At 64.2% G+C, this 20,251-nt stretch carries 22 protein-coding genes; 14 read left to right on the forward strand and 8 right to left on the reverse strand.

Annotation, left to right across the window (positions count from 1 at the left end; translation table 11 throughout):
• Positions 1-12 precede the first annotated feature (12 nt).
• The 3 genes from IVA91_RS35580 to pncA form a co-directional block, all read right to left on the reverse strand.
• The gene (locus IVA91_RS35580) at positions 13-2,046 is read right to left on the reverse strand and encodes an NAD(+) synthase (RefSeq protein WP_247275673.1); all 2,034 of its coding nucleotides are present in this window, start codon (positions 2,044-2,046) and stop codon (positions 13-15) included.
• 161 nt (positions 2,047-2,207) lie between these two features.
• Positions 2,208-3,323 (reverse strand): alpha/beta fold hydrolase, encoded by a 1,116-nt coding sequence (locus tag IVA91_RS35585; RefSeq protein WP_247460708.1) that lies wholly within the window; start codon positions 3,321-3,323, stop codon positions 2,208-2,210.
• 13 nt (positions 3,324-3,336) lie between these two features.
• Positions 3,337-3,963, reverse strand: coding sequence for a bifunctional nicotinamidase/pyrazinamidase (pncA, locus tag IVA91_RS35590; protein ID WP_247450259.1), 627 nt, complete (start codon positions 3,961-3,963; stop codon positions 3,337-3,339).
• Between the two features lie 265 nt (positions 3,964-4,228).
• On the opposite strand from pncA, the gene glk reads away from it, so the two are divergent.
• The 3 genes from glk to IVA91_RS35605 all read left to right on the forward strand — a co-directional run bounded on the left by glk (position 4,229) and on the right by IVA91_RS35605 (position 5,874).
• Positions 4,229-5,215 carry a glucokinase gene (glk, locus tag IVA91_RS35595; RefSeq protein WP_247275674.1) on the forward strand — a complete coding sequence of 329 codons (987 nt, stop codon included), beginning with the start codon at positions 4,229-4,231 and terminating at the stop codon, positions 5,213-5,215.
• Between the two features lie 150 nt (positions 5,216-5,365).
• A complete protein-coding gene (locus tag IVA91_RS35600) occupies positions 5,366-5,569 on the forward strand; it encodes a hypothetical protein (RefSeq protein WP_247275627.1) in 204 nt (67 codons plus the stop codon).
• A 149-nt stretch (positions 5,570-5,718) separates the two neighbouring features.
• Positions 5,719-5,874 (forward strand): hypothetical protein, encoded by a 156-nt coding sequence (locus tag IVA91_RS35605; protein WP_247275628.1) that lies wholly within the window; start codon positions 5,719-5,721, stop codon positions 5,872-5,874.
• A 135-nt stretch (positions 5,875-6,009) separates the two neighbouring features.
• Here the strand turns inward: IVA91_RS35605 and IVA91_RS35610 are convergent, their stop codons facing one another.
• Positions 6,010-6,387, reverse strand: a complete 378-nt coding sequence (locus IVA91_RS35610) for a response regulator (protein ID WP_247275629.1) — start codon at positions 6,385-6,387, stop codon at positions 6,010-6,012.
• 112 nt (positions 6,388-6,499) lie between these two features.
• Positions 6,500-7,300, reverse strand: a complete 801-nt coding sequence (locus IVA91_RS35615) for a Spy/CpxP family protein refolding chaperone (RefSeq protein WP_247275630.1) — start codon at positions 7,298-7,300, stop codon at positions 6,500-6,502.
• A gap of 485 nt (positions 7,301-7,785) precedes the next feature.
• Here IVA91_RS35615 and IVA91_RS35620 point away from each other — a divergent pair, with 485 nt between their 5' ends.
• The 6 genes from IVA91_RS35620 (at position 7,786) to IVA91_RS35645 (ending at position 13,911) form a co-directional block, all read left to right on the forward strand.
• The gene (locus IVA91_RS35620; RefSeq protein ID WP_247460710.1) at positions 7,786-9,126 is read left to right on the forward strand and encodes an extracellular solute-binding protein; all 1,341 of its coding nucleotides are present in this window, start codon (positions 7,786-7,788) and stop codon (positions 9,124-9,126) included.
• Between the two features lie 148 nt (positions 9,127-9,274).
• Complete coding sequence (locus tag IVA91_RS35625) at positions 9,275-10,213, forward strand: sugar ABC transporter permease (RefSeq protein WP_247275632.1); 939 nt, start codon at positions 9,275-9,277, stop codon at positions 10,211-10,213.
• Entirely contained in the window at positions 10,213-11,124 is a 912-nt protein-coding gene (locus IVA91_RS35630; RefSeq protein ID WP_247275633.1) for a carbohydrate ABC transporter permease, read from the forward strand. The genes IVA91_RS35625 and IVA91_RS35630 overlap by 1 nt, the downstream gene beginning before the upstream one ends.
• A gap of 20 nt (positions 11,125-11,144) precedes the next feature.
• Positions 11,145-12,245 carry a sn-glycerol-3-phosphate ABC transporter ATP-binding protein UgpC gene (gene ugpC, locus IVA91_RS35635; RefSeq protein ID WP_247275634.1) on the forward strand — a complete coding sequence of 367 codons (1,101 nt, stop codon included), beginning with the start codon at positions 11,145-11,147 and terminating at the stop codon, positions 12,243-12,245.
• Between the two features lie 34 nt (positions 12,246-12,279).
• Positions 12,280-13,269, forward strand: coding sequence for a hydroxyacid dehydrogenase (locus IVA91_RS35640; RefSeq protein ID WP_247275635.1), 990 nt, complete (start codon positions 12,280-12,282; stop codon positions 13,267-13,269).
• 168 nt (positions 13,270-13,437) lie between these two features.
• Positions 13,438-13,911, forward strand: a complete 474-nt coding sequence (locus IVA91_RS35645; protein WP_247275636.1) for a hypothetical protein — start codon at positions 13,438-13,440, stop codon at positions 13,909-13,911.
• 52 nt (positions 13,912-13,963) lie between these two features.
• Here IVA91_RS35645 and IVA91_RS35650 read toward each other — a convergent pair whose 3' ends face one another.
• Entirely contained in the window at positions 13,964-14,461 is a 498-nt protein-coding gene (locus IVA91_RS35650; protein WP_247275675.1) for a DUF1993 domain-containing protein, read from the reverse strand.
• A 105-nt stretch (positions 14,462-14,566) separates the two neighbouring features.
• On the opposite strand from IVA91_RS35650, the gene IVA91_RS35655 reads away from it, so the two are divergent.
• The 3 genes from IVA91_RS35655 to IVA91_RS35665 all read left to right on the forward strand — a co-directional run bounded on the left by IVA91_RS35655 (position 14,567) and on the right by IVA91_RS35665 (position 16,927).
• A complete protein-coding gene (locus IVA91_RS35655; RefSeq protein ID WP_247275637.1) occupies positions 14,567-15,346 on the forward strand; it encodes a transporter substrate-binding domain-containing protein in 780 nt (259 codons plus the stop codon).
• 171 nt (positions 15,347-15,517) lie between these two features.
• On the forward strand, positions 15,518-16,390 hold the full coding sequence (locus IVA91_RS35660) for a DUF2147 domain-containing protein (protein WP_247419473.1): 873 nt from the start codon (positions 15,518-15,520) through the stop codon (positions 16,388-16,390).
• A 180-nt stretch (positions 16,391-16,570) separates the two neighbouring features.
• A complete protein-coding gene (locus tag IVA91_RS35665; protein WP_247275639.1) occupies positions 16,571-16,927 on the forward strand; it encodes a hypothetical protein in 357 nt (118 codons plus the stop codon).
• A 157-nt stretch (positions 16,928-17,084) separates the two neighbouring features.
• On the opposite strand, the gene IVA91_RS35670 is transcribed toward IVA91_RS35665, so the two are convergent.
• Positions 17,085-17,489: a cupin domain-containing protein gene (locus IVA91_RS35670; protein ID WP_247275640.1), complete on the reverse strand. Its 405-nt coding sequence runs from the start codon at positions 17,487-17,489 to the stop codon at positions 17,085-17,087.
• A gap of 24 nt (positions 17,490-17,513) precedes the next feature.
• Positions 17,514-18,212: a ribonuclease activity regulator RraA gene (locus IVA91_RS35675; protein WP_247419471.1), complete on the reverse strand. Its 699-nt coding sequence runs from the start codon at positions 18,210-18,212 to the stop codon at positions 17,514-17,516.
• Positions 18,213-18,460: 248 nt separating this feature from the next.
• On the opposite strand from IVA91_RS35675, the gene pxpB reads away from it, so the two are divergent.
• A complete protein-coding gene (gene pxpB, locus IVA91_RS35680; protein ID WP_247275642.1) occupies positions 18,461-19,192 on the forward strand; it encodes a 5-oxoprolinase subunit PxpB in 732 nt (243 codons plus the stop codon).
• Positions 19,189-20,226: a biotin-dependent carboxyltransferase family protein gene (locus IVA91_RS35685; protein ID WP_247275643.1), complete on the forward strand. Its 1,038-nt coding sequence runs from the start codon at positions 19,189-19,191 to the stop codon at positions 20,224-20,226. Before pxpB ends, IVA91_RS35685 begins: the two co-directional genes overlap by 4 nt.
• Positions 20,227-20,251: the final 25 nt, after the last annotated feature.

Consider the following 20,251-nt stretch of genomic DNA (forward strand, 5'->3'; position numbering starts at 1 on the left):
GCGCCGCGCCGATCAGTTCGGCACGTTCCGTTCAAGTTCCTCAAGCCATGCCGCTGCGCTCGCATCCGACGGGGCCCGCCAGTCGCCGCGCGGCGACAATGACCCACCCGCCGAAACCTTCGGTCCATTCGGCATCGCCGAGCGCTTGAACTGGCTGAAAGCGAAGAAGCGACGCAGGAATACCTCGAGCCAGCGCCGGATCTCGGGAAGATCGTAGGCCCTGCGCCGGTCGCTCGGGAAGGCCGGCGGCCATTCGCCCGTGGCGACGTCCTTCCAGGCGTGCTGCGCCATGAAGGCGATCTTGGAGGGACGCATGCCGAAGCGCAGCGTGTAGAACAGGTTGAAATCCTGCAGCTCGTAGGGCCCGACGGACGCTTCCGTGCTCTGCGGCTTCTCGCCAGGCTGCACCGGCACCAGCTCTGGAGAGATTTCGGCAGCGAGGATCGAGCCAAGCGTGCGGTTGACGTTGTCGCTGAACTGGTTCGATGAGATCACCCAGCGGATGAGATGCTGGATCAGCGTCTTCGGCACGCCGGCATTGACGTTGTAATGCGCCATCTGGTCGCCGACGCCATAGGTGCACCAGCCGAGCGCGAGTTCAGAGAGATCGCCCGTGCCGATGACGATGCCGCCGTGATGATTGGCGAGGCGGAACAGATAGTCCGTGCGCAGGCCCGCCTGCACATTCTCGAAGGTGACGTCGTAGACCTTCTGGCCCTTGCCAAAGGGGTGGCCGATATCCTTCAGCATCTGCGTGGCCGTGGTGCGGATGTCGAGCTCTTGCCAGCTCGTCTGCAACGCCTTCATCAGCGCCAGCGCGTGGGTCTTGCTCTCGCTGCCGGTGGCAAAGCCCGGCATGGTGTAAGCCAGGATGTTTTCGCGCGGCAGGCCGAGGAGATCGACTGCCTTGGCGGCGACGATCAGGGCGTGCGTGGAATCGAGCCCGCCGGAGACGCCGATCACGACGCGCTTGGTGCCGGTGGCACGCATCCGCTGAACGAGGCCGGCGACCTGGATGTTGTAGGCCTCATAGCAATCCTGCTCGAGCAGGCTCTCGTCGCTCGGCACGAACGGAAACCGCTCGACCTTGCGCAGGAAGCCGACGTCGGCGGCGGGCGGCTTCAGCGCGAATGTCACCTTGCGGAAAAACGCCTCTCGCTGGCGGCGATTGTCGTCGAACGTGCCCATCAGCGCGCGCTCCTGCCTGAGCAGGTCGAGATCGACGTCGGCCAGCGTAATCTGGCCGTCCTGGCGGAACCGCTCGCCCTCGGCCAGCAGCACGCCATTCTCGTAGATCGAGGTCTGGCCGTCCCAGGCCAGATCGGTGGTCGATTCCCCTGCTCCGGCGGCGGAATAGACGTAGGCTGCGAGGCATCGCGCCGATGTCGATTGGCACAGCAGCGCGCGCGAGCGCGCCCGGCCGATCGTGATCGGGCTGCCCGAGAGGTTGATCAGCACGCTGGCGCCCGCGAGCGCGAGCTCGGATGCCGGCGTCACCGGAATCCACATGTCCTCGCAGATCTCGACGCCGATGGTGAGGCCCGGAACGTCCTCGGCCGAGAACAGAAGGTCGACGCCGAACGGCGCATGCAGCCCGCCAAAGGAGATCGTCTCTCCGGCGATGCCCGCGCCGGAGGCGAAATGCCGTCCTTCGTAGAATTCGCGGTAGGTCGGCAGATAGCTCTTGGGCACAACGCCAAGCACGGTGCCGCGATGGATGACGACCGCACAATTGTAGATGCGATGGCCAAAGCGCAGCGGTGCGCCGACGATCAGGACCGTCATCAGTGCCGCGGAGGCCTCGGCGATCGCAGCGAGCCCGCGCTCGACCGCATCGAGCAGCGGATCCTGCTTGACCAGGTCTTCGATCGCGTAGCCGGACAGGCACAGCTCGGGAAACACGGCAACCGCCACCGATTGTTCGTGGCAGGCATTGGCCGCCACCAGGACGGTCTTCGCATTGGCCGAGGGGTCGGCCACGCGGGAGGTGGTGACGCAGGCCCCTACGCGCGCAAATCCATGGGCATAGATCGAGTGGAAAGACATCAAGCGCTGTACCTTCAATCCTTGCAATCTCTTCAACCTCTTGCGCCACTAGCCGCAGCCGCCAGCACCGCATCATATGTAGCCCATCGACCGGCGCCCGTGCAGGCCATCCGCCATCATGCATAACCGATTTGCATGTCGGCCAGCCGGCGCCCGCGACGTCAGGCGCTGCGCGCCAAGACCCCGGACAGATCATCGCGCAGCCATTCGGCGATCCGAGGCCAGGCATGGGCGTGGGTCCGCGCCCCCATGAAAAGGCCGAGATGACCGCTCGGCTCGGAAGCTGCCGCAATGAAAGGCGGCGGGGTGCCGACGAGATCAGCGGTGGCGAGCGCCTGCACAGCCGGCACGACGTCGTCGTCCAACCCGGCCAGCAGGAAGATCGGCGCCTTGACGTCCTTCAGGTCAACCGGGCGGCCGAGCGCGACGAATTTGCCGCCGGCAATCCGGTTCTCCCGGAAAATCCAGTTGACGATCTGAAGGTAATAAGTGCCCGGCAAATCGAGCGTCTCGCTATTCCAGCGGTCGAAGCGCGCGAGTAGGGTCGCGCCCTCCTCGTCCGAGAGTCCCCTCTGCAACGCCACTGCGATATCGTCGCTGTCAGGCGCCTTGGACCAGAAGCGCAGCATCTCCTCGCCGCTGACATTGCCGCCGCCGCGAGCGACGAGCTGGTCGTATACCAGGTCGGGTGCGTTGCGGGCGAGCCGCGACAGCGCCGAGTCGATCGACAGATCGACCGGAGCGCCGACCAGGACCAGCCGCCGCACCTTGGCCGGAAAGCGCGCCGCATAGAGCAGCGACAGCCAGCCGCCCTGGCACAGCCCGATGAGATCGACCGGCGCGCCGATCTCGTCGATGGCGACGTTGAGATCGGTCAGATAGCTGTCGATCGAGAGATAGCGCATCTCCGGCGTGGCTGACCGCCAGTCGGTGAGATAGACGCGGTCGATGCCGCCATTTTGCAGCGACTGCACCACGCTGTGGCCAGGCGCGAAGTCGGCGATCGGGGCCCGATGCAGCGCATAGGGTGCGCAGACCAGCGCCGGCTGACCGGACCGCGTCTGCGTGAAATCGCGCAGGCGCATGGTCGCAAGCTCCAGCGCAACCGTGCTGGGCGTCGTCCACGGCAAGCTGCTCTCGCCCTGCTCCGCAGTTCCGCGCTCCAGCCACCAGAAACAGGCGTCCATAGCCAGTCGCGCCGCCGCAAATGGCCACAGCATCGGGTCATCCGGCGCATGCCCCGGTCCGCCTGGCTGTCTGCCGGCCTTCTCCACCATGGCTATCTCATCCTCACAGGAACGCCTCGAGGCTCACGACCGAAATGCCGCGATCCTTAAAACTCCTATGGGTGGCAGCCACGGAGCCGTCGAGATCGATGCCGCGACAGGCGTCCTCGACGACGGCGACCTCGAAACCGGCCGTGCGGGCGTCCTCCGCCGAGAAGCGAACACAGAAATCCAGCGCCAGACCGGCGACGAAGACGGTCTTCAGCTCGCGTTCGCGCAAGTAACCGAGCAGTCCGGTCGGCGTCTTATGGTCGTTCTCGAACAGCGCCGAATAGGAATCGATGCCGCGGCGAAAGCCCTTGCGCACCACCAGGCTCGCGCTGACAACGTCGAGCTCCCGGTGGAATTCAGCGCCCGTCGTACCCTGCACGCAATGAGAGGGCCAGAGCACCTGGGTGCCGTAGTCGAGCTCGATGGTCTGGAACGGCTGCTTGCCGGCATGGTTGGCCGCGAATGACACGTGATCCCGCGGATGCCAGTCCTGAGTCAGCACCACATTGGCGAATTTTTGGGCGACTCGGTTGATGGCGGGGACGACCTTTTCGCCGCCGGGAACGGCGAGCGCCCCGTTGGTGCAGAAGTCGTTCTGCACGTCAATCGCCAGCAGCACGTCGCGGTCGGAAATCTTCATCGCTGGTCTCGTTGCATCTGCCGGCGCGAAGGCGCCAGGCGCGCTTCCCCTAGTGTCCGCCTTCCCGCGCTGCTGCGCAACCGTTGGTCCGTGAGGAAGCACCCGCGAATTGGTCCCGGAAAGGCGCTCAGGGTGCAACGGTTTGACATCAACCGTGTTGACTAGCTGCACCCAGGGACGGATTCTGACAGCCGTTCGCAATTTGCGATCAGAGAGCGGAGGAAGCGGTTCCCGCAGCCCGTGCGGCTGCGGCAGCCATATGGCCATGACGATCGGCAAGACAGGACAAATTCTACTCGCCGATATCGGCGGCACCAATGCGCGCTTCGCGCTGAGCCAGGCTGAATCGAGTAACAGCGATCCGACCGGACCGATCGACTACGTCAAGGTCGCCGACTTCCCGACCGTTCGGGAGGCCATCGTCGATGTTCTCGCTCGCAGGTTCTCCGGCGGGCAGCCCCGAAGAGCTGTGCTGGCGGTGGCCGGCCCTGTCACCAACAATCGCTGCGTCATGACCAACAGTCCGTGGGTCATCGACGGCAACGAGCTGCAAGCTGCGCTCGGCTTCGACAGCGTCCACGTGCTCAACGACTTCGAAGTGGTGGCCTGGTCTCTTCCCGCCTTGCAGCCTGCCGACCTCATTCCGCTTGGCGGGCAGGATGGCCTGCCCGGAGAGCCCCTGCTGGTGGTCGGGCCCGGAACCGGCTTTGGGGTGTCCTGTTTGGTCGAGCGCCATGGCGCACGGCTGGCGGTCGTGACCGAGGCCGGTCACGCCACCCTGCCGGCGGAGAACGAGCGCGAGGAACGCGTGATCGCCTGTCTGCGCAAGCGCCTTGGCCATGTCTCCATCGAGCGCGGCGCGCTCTCAGGTTCTGGCCTGCAAAGCCTCTACGAGGCCCTCGCGGAGGTCGATGGCGCCCAGGTACCACATCGGGATCCTGCCGCCATCACCAAGGCCGCGCTGGAGGGCAATTGCCCCGTCAGCCGTGCGACGCTCGACATGTTCTGCGCCATCCTCGGCTCGGTCGCGGGCAATCTCGCGGTGACCTTCGGCGCCCGCGGCGGCGTCTATATCGCCGGCGGGATCGTGCCGCGTTTTCCCGAGTTCCTCGCGGCGTCCGCATTCCGAGCACGCTTCGAGGCCAAGGGACGCTTCCAGGATTACTTGCGCAACATCCCGACCAGGCTGGTGATCAAGCCTGATGCGAGCTTCGTCGGCCTCAAGATGTTCGCCCAGCACAATCCAAATTGACTAAATTGAGCGGAGGAAGCGCCCTCTCGCGGTCCAGCAATTCACAACTGATTGCCGCGTACACCCGATTCCGCGCGGGATCGTGCTTGCCTGCGCGTTTCCGATGCGAAACAATCCTGTCTGTGTGTGGCGTAGTTGCGGGGGCGTGGCATGCGTAAACAGGATTTCGGTTTCGACTATCACCGCTATCACCGCCTGCTGCGGGAGGCGGACAACGAAGACAAGCGGCTGGCCCTGATCGAGCTCCTGATCGAGGAAAAGGCAAGGGACCGGCTGGCCGCCCAGCGCGCTTCGGATCGCGCCGCCATGACGGCGCACACCATTGCCACGGTGCTGAGAAACGGTCGCAACTGAGGCTTGCGAGCTCGTCCCGGCGCGTGAGAACACGAGGCGATTGCGACTTCATTAACGATGCCTCGCAATCTGGCGTCAAACTTTTTGCTCTAAGAGTTCCCCCACCTGAGGCAAATCAGGGTCAATAACCCATAAGGGGGGAAGTGAACATGAGCATGATCTCGCTCGCCGTGATGCCGGCCGCCGTCGAAGCGCGGTTCGCCGTTTCTTCGTTCAAGACCATCTTGCTGTTCTGCTGCACGGGCCTGGCCGTCTCGTTCGGCTTGATCGCGCGTGGCATCGATCTCAGCGCCGGCCTGATCTGACAGCGCGCCGAGCTGTTTCGCCAAATGGCCGCCCCCCCGACGGGCGGCCATTTTCGTTTGGCGATCTCAGTGCGGCGTCTCGCCGTCACCAGTGCGGCGTCTACGCCGTCACCAGGGAGGCGTCCACGCCATCACTCAGTGCGGCGCCTTCTCTGTGGCTTCCGGAAACATCGAATCGATCATCGCCTTGAGCTGATCCATCGCGATCGGCTTGCGCAGGATCGGCCTTCGCCGCAGCAAGGACGGCAGCAGCTCCGGTCCATAACCCGTCGCGAACAGAAACGGTTTTCCGCGTCGCTCGATCAGATCGGCGACGGGATCGACGTAGACGCCCATCAGATTGATGTCGAGGATGGCCAGATCATACTGCGCGGTCATGGCAAAGGCGCTGGCGTCGCGGACATTGTCCGCTTCCGCGACGACGCGGTGGCCGAGCTCCTCCACCATGTCGGCGATCATCATCCGGATCAACGCCTCGTCTTCGACCAGGAAAACGGAGAGTCCGTCCGCCATATCAACCCCGCAGTCAGCCTTACGAAGCTAACCATAACCGAATTGCGGAGAGGATACACGAATTCGTGGCCGCCGCCCTTAATTCAGACGCGCCCGATCCGATTCAACTTGATCAATCCAGTCCTCGCTCGTGGCTCAGGCGCACCATCTCCTGAATGAACACCTGCTTCTGCTTGTCATCGAGGCTCGAATAGAGCGGCTCGGCCGCGTCGGCCACGTTGCGCTGGTCGGCCGCCCGGTCGATCAGGAACTGCGCCTCGTTGCGCATCTGCTCGATGATGTCGTCGGGCGGATCGCGCTTGGCGCGCGCGACCCGAAGGTTGAGCCGCTCTGCACCATTATGCCCGAGGTAGTGCATGGCGCTCGAGAAGCCGTACCAGTGCTTCTCCTGATCGGGCGTGAGGTTCAGTTCGGTCTTGATCCGCTCGATATAGGCATCGCTGTTGGCAACGATCTGTTCCGCGCTCTGCTGCGGAGCGCCGGTCTGGGTGAGAACCGTGACATCCTTATTTTCTTTGTTGTCCTTGCCATTCTGCGGGGCGTTCTTCGCTTCCTTGCTCGCTTTGGAGCCCTTCCCCGCCTTGGCGCTCTTGGCGTCCTTGTCCTTGCCGCCCGGCTGCTTGGCATCCTTGCTTGCATCCTTGCTGGCCTCCTTGGGCGGCGGCGCCTGATTGCCATTGTTGCCGACGCCGAGCACGCCGGTGAAGACGCCCACCACGCCGCCGATGGCGCCGCCAAGCACGCCGCCGACCGGACCTGCCGCCTTGTTTCCGGCCGCCGCGCCCTCCTGAACGCCTTTGACCAGACCTTGGGCGTTCGCCACCGCGGCGACGCCCAGCAGCAGCGCGAGCACGGACCCCAGCGCAAACCATCGTCGCAGGTGAAGCCGCGCTGGCAGCACCGGTTTGATCATTCTCGTCTCCATCGTCGATCTGGCTGGCCTCTCCGGCGAAAGGCCCATGACAATTGCAACTCTATCGTTTCCGCCGCGCCGAGGTCCAGACGCCACCAATCGCCGTCCACGCCCGAAAAGTCTTTCGCGCGAAGCGGTTATGCAGGCTTATTCGAAACTGCGGCGTAATTGCGCACAGATCGTTCGAGGGCTCGCTTGCGCGAAGTGTGCGCCGCAAAAATGAACGTCCGCGGTTTGCCTGCAGCACACGGTCGTGAATGCGCTCGCGATCCTGCCGGGCACACCAATAGTTCTAGACGAGGAGCCGTTCGGCTTTCTCGACAGACGCGATCAATCATGATCTGATCGCGCTACCAATTTGCTGCGACCTCGCGTGAAATGCCGACGCGGGCCGACGGCACCAATAAGAAAATCCAACAACGAGAACTCAAGAAAGAAGTCTCTCAGAGGAAACTCCAACAACAACACCCAAGCGAGGAAACGAGATGTCACGCAAGACACTGACGCGACGTCAATTTGTGGCTGCCACTGCAATGTCCTCCGCGGCGCTGATCACGGCGCCTTATGTCAGAGGCGCTTACGCCGCCGGCAAGCTCTCAATCGGGTTCTGGGACCATTGGGTGCCCGGCGCCAACAAGGCCTCGACCGATCTCGTCAACGAATGGGCCGCGAAGGAGAAGGTGGAAGTCTCCATCGACTACATCACCAGCAACAACAAGAAGATCGAGCTGACCGCCGCGGCCGAAGCCCAGGCCAAGTCGGGTCATGACATTCTTCAGATGCCGAGCTGGTGGCCGCAGGCCTATGCCGAGAATCTCGAGCCGCTCAACGACGTCGTGGAGCCGCTCCTCAAGCAGAATGGCGAGGTGAACGGCACCGTCAAATATCTCGGGAATTCGGGCGGCAAATGGCTCGCGGTGCCCGCGACCCCCGGCAGCCAGATCAAGGGGCCCTGCTCCCGCATCGATTTGATGAAGCAGCACGCCGGCATCGACGTACAGGAGATGTACCCGGCCGGCAGCCCGCCCAAGGCGGACAACTGGACCATGGAGACCTTCCTGAAGGCAGCCGAGGCTTGCCAGAAGGCTGGCTTTGCATTCGGCATCGGCCTCGGCGAGACCACCGACAGCGTGGATACCGCCGGCGCGATCTTTCAGTCCTTCGGGGCCGAGCTCGTCAACGCCAAGGGCGATATCACGGTGAAGACCGATCAGGTTCGCCAGGCCATGGAATTCTACAAGAAGCTGATCGCGTTCCTGCCGCCGGATGCACCCTCCTGGGACGACGCTTCGAACAACAAATGGCTGATCTCCGGCCGTGGTGCGATGATCCTGAATCCGCCGAGCGCCTGGGCTGTTGCCAAGCGCGATGCGCCGCAGGTCGCCGAGCAGTGCTGGACGCACGGCTTCCCGTCCGGTCCGAAGGGCCGGTTTGCGCCGTACCTGCCGTACTTCTGGGGCGTCTGGAGCTTCGGCAAGAACAAGGAGGCGGCCAAGAGCCTGCTCGTTCACTTGTCCGCGCCGTCATCGATCGAGAAGTTCGTCGCGGTGAGCGGCGGCTATGATCTGCCGGCGTATGCGAACATGACCAAGTTCAAGACCTGGGCGGAAGAAGCGCCGCCGAAGGGAACGCTCTATCACTATCCGGACCCGCACAAGCATCAGACGCTGTCGATCGCGGCATCGCCGGCGCCGCCCAAGATCGCACAGCAGATCTACTTCCAGGCGACGCTGACCAAAATGGCACTGCGTTATGCGCGGGGCGAGACGTTGGAGCAGGCGCTCGCCTGGGCCGAGGGCGAGTGCGAAGGCTTCATGCGGAGCTAGGCCGGGGCCTGCTGACAGGGCGGCTCGCGTCACGTGCGTGAGCTGCCCGGGCTGCATGCTTCAATCCGCTTGACCGTGAAGCCGCATGGCCGGCTTCACGGTTGGACAGCATAAGAGCATAGAGAAAGACTAATCCAAGGAATCTGACATGGCCGATGTCGTCGTTGAGCGAGGTCGCGTCGCCCGTGCGGCGGGCGCCCGCAGGGGATCGAGCCTGCGCAATGCGCTCGGGCGCAAATCGACGGTGGCGTTTTTCCTGACGCTGCCGCTGATCCTCCTGATCGCGCTGCTCGTGCTCTACCCCGCCTTCTATTCCGTTCATCTGGCGACGCTGAACAAGTCGATGACGAAGTTCGTCGGCTTCGGCAACTTCACCTTCCTGTTCAAGCGCGAGACGTTCTGGATGGTGGTGCAGCAGTCCTGCATCTTCGCGATCACGGCCGTGATCTTCAAGGCGCTGATCGGCTTCATCGTCGCGCATTTCGTCCACAACATTCCGGCCAAGGGCCAGCGCAAATGGCGCGGCATGCTGCTGGTGCCCTGGGTGATCCCACCGGCGATGAGCACGCTGGCCTGGCTGTGGCTGTTCGACCCTTCCTACAGCGCCTTCAATTACACGCTGTCCTTCTTCGGCGTCGGCCCGATCCCCTGGCTCGGCGACACCTTCTGGGCACGCTTCTCCGTCATCCTCGTCAACATCTGGTACGGCGCGCCATTCTTCATGATCATGTATCTGGCCGCGCTGAAATCCGTCCCCGATCAACTCTACGAGGCCGCCGCGATCGATGGCGCCAATTGGTGGCAGCGGATCTGGTACGTCACCTTGCCGATGATGCGCAACATCATCGCCATCACCACGCTGTTCTCGCTGATCGTCACCTTCGCCAATTTCGACATCGTGCGCATCCTGACCTCAGGCGGTCCGCTGGATACGACGCATCTGTTCGCCACCTGGGCGTTCCAGGTCGGCATCCAGAGCAGCGACATTCCGCTCGGCGCCTGTGTCTCGCTGTTCATGGTGCCGATCCTGGCGGTCGCTGCGATCTTCATCCTGCGCGATGTCAACAAACGCGGAAACGAAGCCTGATGAGCACGCTCGCAATCGACAAGGCCGGCCCCTCCCGCAAGATCAAGTATGGCAGCATGAGCCGCGACCGCGCCTGGGCGCTGCGCTGGTCCTATTTCTTCCTGGTGCTGTTCGCGATCTTCTTCCTGACGCCGCCAATCTACATGCTGATCACCTCGCTCAAGAGCAGCGCGGAGATATCGGCGGCAACCAATCCCTGGTGGGTGTTCCACCCGACGCTGTCGAACTATGTCGAGCTGCTGAGCTCGAACCAGTTTCTGCGCTTCTTCTGGAACTCGTCGATCGTGTCGATCGTGGTCGTGATCATCACGATGCTGATCAGCATCCCCGCGGCCTTTGCGCTGGCGCGGATGAAGTTCTGGGGCTCAGCGACGCTGGCCACCGGTGTCTTTCTTACCTACCTGATCCCGGACAGTCTTCTCTTCATCCCGCTGTTCAAGATGCTCGGGGTCGTCCAGGACTACACCGGCATCACGCTGCTCAACCGATGGTACGTGCTGCTGTTCATCTATCCGACGTTGACGGTGCCGTTCTGCACGTGGATCATGATCGGCTATTTCGCCTCGATCCCGAAGGAGCTCGATGAAGCCGCCCTCATCGACGGCGCCTCGTGGCTCCAGACCTTGACCCGGATCTTCATTCCCGTTGCATTGCCCGGGCTGATCGCGGCGACCATCTTCGCCTTTACGGTGTCCTGGGCCCAGTTCCTCTATCCGCTGGTGTTCACGACCTCGATCGATCAGCTCGTGCTGCCGGTCGGCATCACCACCACACTGATCAAGGGCGACGTCTTCAACTGGGGACAGATCATGACCGGCGCGCTGCTTGGCGCCGCGCCGCCGCTGATCATCTACGCCTTCCTGATGGACTATTACATTGCCGGCCTGACCGCCGGCGCGACGAAGGGTTGAAATTGAGGGGTTGAAGTGCAATGGCCGACGTTTCCCTGCGTAAGGTGATCAAGCGTTACGACGATGTCGAAGCCGTGCGCGGCATCGATCTCGATATCTCCGATCATGAATTCATCGTGCTGGTGGGCCCCTCCGGCTGCGGCAAGTCGACGACGCTGCGCATGATCGCAGGGCTCGAGGACATCACCGACGGTGACATCATGATCGGCGGCGACGTCGTCAATGACGTGCCGCCGAAGGACCGCGACATCGCCATGGTGTTCCAGAATTACGCGCTCTACCCGCACATGACGGTCGCGGAGAACATGTCGTTCGGCCTGCGCCTGAAGCACTATCCCAAGGCTGAGATCAAGGCGCGAGTGACCGAGGCCGCCCGGCTCCTCGACATCACCGACCTGATCGATCGCAAGCCGAAGCAGCTATCCGGCGGCCAGCGCCAGCGCGTCGCGATGGGCCGCGCCATCGTGCGCAATCCGAAGGTGTTCCTGTTCGACGAGCCGCTGTCCAATCTCGACGCCAAGCTGCGCGTGCAGATGCGGATCGAGATCAAGAAGGTGCACCAGAAGGTGCGCACCACCACGGTCTACGTCACCCACGACCAGGTCGAGGCGATGACGCTGGCCGACCGCGTCGTTGTGATGAACAAGGGATGTATCGAGCAGATCGGCACGCCGAACGAGCTCTACCACAAGCCGGCCACACGCTTCGTCGCGGGCTTCATCGGCTCGCCCGCGATGAACTTCATTCCGTGCCGGCTCGAGGACGTCGGCGGCACGCTCCAGATCCGTCTCACCGACCGCATCGCTTTCCCGCTGCCCCCAGCCCGCGCCGCACGCTACAAGACTCTGCCGCGCACCGAGAAGCTGCTGCTGGGCCTTCGCCCCGAGCACCTCACCGAGTCGCATGCGCATCTCGCGCCCGGCGTCGAAACCTTCGAGACCGTGCTCGACGTGACCGAACCGATGGGGATGGAGACGCTGGTCTATTTCGGGCTCGACGGCACGCCGGTCTGCGGCCGCGTCGATCCCAATGCCGGCGCCAAGGACGGGGCACCCATGCGTTTGGCGATGGACCTCAACAACATGCACCTGCTAAACGAGGCGTCCGGCGTCGTGTTGTGATGCCGGTCCAAGAAACTCGCGCAGGCAGGAGACGATGGCGACCAACAAGAAGAAGATTTTCGTTACGCAAACTTTGTCGCAAGGGGCACGCGCCCTCCTCACCCAGCGGGACGATATCGAGCTCGTCGAGTTTCCGAACCTGATCTCCGCCAAGGACTTCGAGGCTCTGCTCAAGAGCCATGCACCGGTCCATGGCGTCGCGCTCGGCGCCACCGCCTTTGGCGAGACCGAGCTCGACGCCGCGAAGGACATGAAGGTGGTGACCCGCATCGGCGTCGGCTACGACGCCGTCGACGTGCCCGCCCTCTCCCGCCGCAAGGTGCCGCTGATGGTCGCTGGCAGTGCCAACTCGCCCTCGGTCGCGGAAGCCGCGCTGTTCATGATGCTGACGCTGGCGAAGCGCGCGCAGGAATTGCACGCTTGCGTCAAGGACGGCAAATGGGCCGACCGGCTCGGCATGCTGCCGTTCGATCTCTACGGCAAGACCGTGCTGATCATCGGCTTCGGCCGTATCGGCAGTCGCACCGCCAAGCGCTGCCTAGCGATGGAGATGAAGGTACAGGTCTATGATCCCTACAAGCCGGCTGCCGATATCAAGGCCGCCGGCTGCGAGCCCGTCGCCGATTTCGATGCCGCGCTGCCTCATGCCGATTTCGTCACCATCCATTGTCCGAAGACGCCGGAGACGGTCGGCCTGTTCGATGCGGCACGGATCGGCGGGATGAAGCCGAAATCCTACCTCATCAACACCGCGCGCGGCGGCATCGTGAAAGAGGCCGCGCTCTATGACGCGCTGGTCTCCGGCAAGCTCGCCGGTGCCGGTATCGATGTGTTCGAGGTGGAGCCGCCGCCGCTCAGCAACGCACTGTTTGCCCTGCCCAACGTCATCATGGCCCCGCATGTTGCCGGCGTTACCATCGAGGCCGTGAGCCGCATGAGCGAGCAGACCGCGCGCAACATCCTGAGTGCGCTGGACGGCGATCCCATCCGGCAGAACGTCATCAACCAGGACGTGCTGGGCTGAGCCGAACTCCGGGCGGGCGGCGCAGGCGCTCGCTTGGGACGACCAAAAACCGTCCCATTTTGGTGCAGATCGAGCCCCAACTCAGCCTTAATCAAACGCGCGTAATGAGCCAGGGCGCACCGGCAGTGGGACAGACCAGCCGGCCGCGTCGAGCTGGAGGATGGACCCTTGGCAGAGATCGACCCGACCGACCACGCGCTGGCGACCATCGCCAGCATTTTAGAGCACCCCGAGCCCGTTCTCGTCGTACGGGAGACCGAGACCGAAATGATGGTCGCTGGTGAACGTGAGCACATCGCCGCCGACGAGCAGCCAATTGTCGACGAGCATCCAGTGGTCGAGGAGCAGCCGCTGGTGCCGGAGCACACTGATGCGGATGGCTACAGCAAGGTCGGCCCGGGCCCGATGGTGGCGATCCGCCTCAAATGGACAGTCCATCGCGGCGACGACGGCCAATTCTACGTCCACGAGACCATCGGCGAGCAGTCGGCGCCCGTGGTTAGCGGCCCGATGACGAGCGAAGCCGCCGTGCATTTCGTCGACGCGCAGGAGCACGAAGCGCATCGGCGTTTCGAAGAGCTGCGCAGCGAAATTGCCGGCCGCAGCTCGCTCGCCGAATTCGAGCGCAAGGGCGAAGCGTAGGTTTACGTCGCTGTACACCTCTCCCCGCCGGGGAGAGGTGAAGGCCGAGCATCTACTTCCTTCCCAGATAATCCTTCTTCACGAGTTCGACGCCGGCGTGCCGCAACAGGTCGTAGGCCGTCGTCACGTGAAAGAAGAACTGCGGGACGCTGAAGGTCAGCAGCAGCGTTCGTCCGGTGAATGGCAGCTCGGTGCCGTTCTTCAGCTTGAAGAACACATTGCGTTCGGCCGACGCGTCTATCTCGGCGCGCGGCAGGCTTTCGATGAACTCGATCGACGTCGCGATGCGTGCCTGAAGTCCGGCCATGTCGTGCTCCAGCACCGGCAGCGTGATCGGTTCGCGCTCCGCCAGCAAGGCCGGGGCGACCACGCCATGGCGGCAGGCCTCGCCGACCTGCTGCGCCAGATCGTACATGTTCGGCGCCAGGCGCATACCGAGCAGAACCGCCGGATTGAACTTGCGGGTCTCGGCATAGGCCACGCCCTTGTCGAGCAATCCGGACAGGTTGCGCAAGTACGGCACGAAGAGGCCTACCGAGGCCTCGTACATCGAGATCGTCACCTCTGAATTCCCTTCAATTCCGCCTCGCCAGCGACGGGCATCTGGTCTAAATCCACCCCGCACAATGACAGCTCGGGCACGGGTGGAAAAGAGATGATCGTTCGAATCTGGGCAGCTTTGGCCGTGGCGTTGCTGGTGAATCTCTCGGCGCACGCGCAGCAGGCGCCCTCGCGCCTCGACGAGATAGTCAAGCGCGGCACCTTGCGCGTCGGCATGACCGGCGACTACAAGCCCTTCACCTATCTGGACAAGACCACGCAGCAATTCAGCGGCTTCGACGTCGACATGGCGCAGGCCCTTGGCAAGGCGCTCGGCGTCAAGGTCGAATTCGTGCCGACGGCCTGGCCGAAGCTGATGAAGGATTTCGAGGCCGACCAGTTCGACATCGCCATGGGCGGTGTCTCCGTCACGCTCGACCGGCAGAAGAAAGGCTTCTTCTCCACGCCGATCATGCGGGAGGGCAAGACGCCGATCGCGCGCTGCGCCGACACGGCCAAGTACCAGAGCATCGCCGACATCGACAAGAAGGGCACCCGAATCATCGTCAATCCGGGCGGCACCAACGAACGCTTCGCGCGCGCCAACATCAAGGATGCCGAGATCACCGTCTTTGCCGACAACACCGTGATCTTCGACGAGATCGCCAAGGGCAACGCCGATCTGATGATGACCGACGCCTCCGAGACGCGATACCAGCAGAAGCAGCATGCCGGCGTGCTCTGCGCGGTGCACCCTGAAAAGCCGTTCGATTTTTCGGAGAAGGCCTATTGGCTGCAGCGCGATGTCGCGTTGAAAGCCTTCGTCGACCAATGGCTGCACATCTCGATGGAAGACGGCAGCTACAAGAAGATCTATGCCGCCTGGTTCAACTAGGCTGCGTCGCCCTGTCGCTCGCTTCGGCCAAACTGTGGACGGGTTCCGGGCGTATTGAACCCGAACGCATTGCAGCACGACTCATACGGATGAAAGTGATCTAGATCACTTTTTGCGATCGAACCGGAGCGTATGCGTCAGTCCGGGGACCATCTGTTCAGGAGATGCGAAATGAGGAAGCTGTTGGCTACGGCCGCATTCCTGTTGGCGAGCACGGCTGCTCAGGCACAATACACTTTCGAATATGGCGGGCGCACCATCCGCATCGATCCCGACCGCGGCACGGTGCAGATCCCCGGCGTGTACGACAACACCGGCCAGGGCAAGGCCAAGAAGGCCAAGAAGAACGAGCAGGCGCCGCAGCAGGCCACGGTGGATCCGCAAGCGCCGGCTGCTGCTCCGGCACCTGCCCCCGCTCCCGCCGCCGCGCCGCCCGCGGCCGTGCAGGCGCCTGCACCCGCCGCCGCAGCAGCGCCGCCCGCAGCGCCGCAACCACCCGCTCCGTCACCGGCCACCGCCAACAACACGCCCGCCGACACGGCCGTGGCGCCGCCCCCTGCGCCGCCTTCGGCCGCTGCTCCCGTCGAGCAGCAGGCGGCGCCCGCTGTGACGCCACCGCCCGCCCCGACCGTGGCTGCCGCACCACCGGCGCCGCCTCCGCCACCCGCGCCGGCGCCTGCCCCCGCTCCCGTTCAGGCGGCTGCAGCCACGCCTGCTCCGGCAGCCGCGCCCACGCGCGATCTGAATTCGCCGCTCGGCGTTTGGCTCACGGAGGAGAAGGAAGGCAAGGTCCGCATCGAGCAATGCGGCACCAATCTCTGCGGCTATTCGGTCGATTCGAAATCGAACCAGAACGGCGAGCAGGTCCTGATCAACATGAAGCCCGGCAAGGACCAGAAATGGTCAGGCCGCATCCTCGACCCCAATTCCGGCTCGACCTACGACTCGACGATCGCGATGAAGGGCACCGACCGGTTGCGCGTGCAGGGCTGCGCCTTCGGCGGCATGTTCTGCGGCGGCCAGACCTGGACGCGGGTGAACTGAGATCGGACTGATCGTTCTGACCAATGCAAGGGGGCCCCGATGCGGGTCCCTTTGTTTTTACGCGCCCTTCTGTTGCGAGGTGAGCAACCTCACTCAACCTCCTGCACACGTGACAGCCCTCACATCGCCGGTTCCCGGTCCATGTCACGATCCCCGAACGGTCAACCACAGGGGCGTGTCATGAACGGCTTTCGCAAGGCTCTCTTCGCCACCATTGTCACTATCGCCTTCCCGCTCGCGCAGGCCGATGCTGCGGGCTCCGCCTTCGACGGTGCATGGAATGTCCGCATCGCCTCCTCGATCCAGGCCTGCGGCGACGGCGCGACCGTCTCGATCGGAATCAACAATGGTCACATCGCATCGAGCAGCGCCGCGGTGACGGCGTCGGGCCGCGTCGCCGATGCCGGCAACATCAACGTCACGCTGAGCACCGGCATCAAGCGCGCCGTCGGTTTCGGCCGGCTCACCGGCACTTCCGGCTCCGGCACCTGGCGTGGCGCCATGTGCAGGGGGACGTGGACGGCGGAAAGAATGTGATGGTGCCGCGGGGACAAGCAGCCAGGACGCCCGTAAACGCGCTACGGCGTCTCTGCGCAGAGCCGGAACCCAGCGCTCGGGTAGTCCCAAATTTCCGGTCTCGGGATCGGCGATGCATCGCCCTGGGGCGATACACCTTGCCCCGCACGCGAGCGCCTTAGCCGACCGCTGCCCCATATTCGGCGTCGGTGACCGGCTCCAGCCAGGTCGAATAGACGCCATCGAGCGCTTCCTGCATGGCGATGTGGCACATGCCGTTGGTCGGCGATGCGCCGTGCCAGTGCAATTCGCCCGGCGGAATCCAGACGGTGTCGCCCGGGCGGATCTCGCGGATCGGGCCGCCCTTGGACTGCACGCGCCCGACGCCGGAGATGACGTAGAGCGTCTGGCCGAGCGGATGATGGTGCCAGTTGGTGCGCGCGCCCGGCTCGAACGCAACGCGCGAGCAGTTCAGCCGTGCCGGCGCGGGCGCCATGATGACCGGGTCCTGCCACACGGTGCCGGTGAAGTTTTCCTTCGGCGCACGGCGGGTCGGCCGCGTGCCTGCAATAGTGATCTCCATGGGGATTACCTCGTTCCTTCCCGGTTACTTCTTGCTGGCGGCGTAGCGCGCCTTGGTTTCGGCATTCATGGGATAGAGGCCAGGCAGCACGGCGCCGTTGTTCACCTCGTTGACGATCCAGGCTTCCATCCGCTCCTGCTCGACACCCTCGTTGAGCACGTGATCGAGCATCGCCTGCGGGATCAGCACGCAGCCGTCCTGGTCGGCGACCACGATGTCGTTGGGAAACACCGCGACGCCGCCGCAGCCGATCGGCTCGCCCCAGCCGACGAAGGTGAGGCCCGCAACCGACGGCGGCGCGGCATAGCCGTCGCACCAGACCGGAAGATTGGTGCCAAGCACGCCCTCGACGTCACGCACCACGCCGTCGGTGACGAGCGCGGTCACGCCGCGCTTGACCATGCGCGCGCAGAGGATGTCGCCGAAGATGCCGGCATCGGTGATGCCCATGGCATCGACCACGGCGATGCAGCCTTCGGGCATTGCCTCGATCGCGGTGCGGGTCGAGATCGGCGATGACCAGGATTCCGGCGTCGCCAGATCCTCGCGCGCAGGCACGAAGCGCAGGGTGAAGGCCGGACCCACCAGGCGCGGCAGGCCCGGTCGCAACGGACGCGCGCCGCGCATCCACACATTGCGCAGGCCCTTCTTCAGCAGGACCGTGGTGATGGTGGCGGTGGTGATGCCGACGAGGGTTTTGCGGGCTTCGGGGGACAGCGACATGGAAACAGACGAGCTCCGGATGGGCGGGAAAGAACGCGCGCATCTTGCGAGCCGGGCGCCTTGCGTCAAGGGCCAAGAGGCTAGCAATAACGCAGGGCCGCCGGGCTATTATGCGACGCGATAACAAGGCTTTATCGTGTCCCCTTGCATTAATTTATTGGACTTGCGGGCGCATTTACGCGAAGCAGGACGAAGCGGAACTCGAACGCTGGGGACCGCATTCTTCAGAAGTCCGATTTCGACAGCTCATGGCCTCGACGCTTCCCCCGCCCCGCCTTTTGCCCAGTGGCGACAGCGCCGTCACGGTCGAGTTCAGCCGCACCATCGACGATGATGCCAACCAGCGCGTGCTGGCGCTCGACAAGGCGCTTGTCGCAAGCCCGATCGACGGCATCACTGAGGCCGTGCCGACTTATCGCTCGCTGCTGGTGCACTACGATCCCGGCAAGATCGGTTTCGACGCGCTCGGCGAGAAGCTGCTCGCGCTCGCGAGCCAGAAGCTGCCTCCGGCAACCAAGGCTCGCCGCTGGCGCATTCCCGTCGCCTATGGCGGCGAGCACGGCATCGACCTGGAGGATGTCGCCAAGGCGCTCAACACCACCCCCGACGACATCGTCGCCCGTCACGTCGCCGGCGACTACAAGGTCGCCATGATCGGCTTTACGCCGGGCTGGTCCTATCTCAGCGGGCTGGATAAATTTCTCCACATGTCGCGGCGACAGAATCCGCGCGTGCTGACGCCCGCCGGCACGATCTCGATCGGCGGCGTCCAGGCCGGAATCCAATGCCTGGCCGCCCCGAGCGGCTGGCACCTTCTGGGCCGCACGCCGGTGCGGACCTATCAGCTCCACCGCAATCCGACCTTCCTCACCGAACCCGGTGATCGCGTGACGTTTTACGCCATCGACCACAAGACGTTCGAAGAATTGGACCGCGCTGCTGAAGCCGGCGAAATCGTCGCCGACCAGGTGGTCGCATGAGCCGGCTCGTCGTCACCAGCATCGGGCCCGCAAGCTCCGTTCAGGATGGCGGCCGCCACGGCGCGCAGCGCTATGGACTGACGGTGAGCGGGGCGATGGACCGGCTGTCGCTTGCTGCGGCGAACACGCTTGTCGGCAACGGGCCGTTTGCGGCCGCCGTCGAGATCGGCCCGTTCGGCGCCTCCTTCACCGCACGTGATGGCGCCGTGCGCATCGCGATATCGGGCGCGCCGCGCAATGCGGACGTCGCCGGAAATCCGATCGCCATGGACACATCGGTGATCTTGAAGGATGGCGAGACTCTGACGCTGGGCTTTGCCCGCGGCGGCGCCTTCACCTATCTCGCGATCGAGGGCGCCATCAAGGGCGAGCCGGTGTTCGGCAGCCTCGCCGTGAATGCGCGCGCGGGCCTCGGCAGCCCCTACCCGCGCCCGCTCCAGGCCGGCGACGAATTCAACATTGATGCCGCAAGCGGCGCGAGCGAGCTGCGGATCGAGTTGCCGAAGCCCGTGAGCGGCCCGATCCGTGTTCTGCTGGGCCCGCAGGACGACGAATTCGACGACGCCAACAAGGCGCTGTTCCTGGACAGCGAGTGGAAGATCTCGGCAACCTCCGATCGGATGGGCTACCGCCTCGAGGGCCCCGCCATCAAGCATCTGCACGGCCACAACATCGTCTCCGACGGCACCGTCAATGGCAGCATCCAGGTGCCCGGCAATGGCGCGCCAATCGTGCTGATGATGGATCGCGGCACCTCGGGCGGTTATCCGAAGATCGCAACCGTCATCACGGCCGATGTCGGCCGGCTCGCGCAGACTTCGGCGGGAACCGCGTTCCGTTTCAAGGCGGTCAGCATGGCCGAGGCGCAGGACGAGGCGCGCAAGTTCGCGCAACTGATCCGCAGCCTGCCCGATCGCCTGCGCCCTGCCGACACCACCTCGCTCAACATCGAGGCGCTCAGCGATGCTAACGTTGCGGGCTATGCCGTGAGCGCCGTCGATGCCGGGACGTGGCAGGTCGCCGCGGAACCGTGAACGGCAACAAGACCAGAGGCGGAGA

The sequence above is a fragment of the Bradyrhizobium sp. 153 genome (assembly GCF_023073835.1).
In the GTDB taxonomy this organism is placed as follows: domain Bacteria; phylum Pseudomonadota; class Alphaproteobacteria; order Rhizobiales; family Xanthobacteraceae; genus Bradyrhizobium.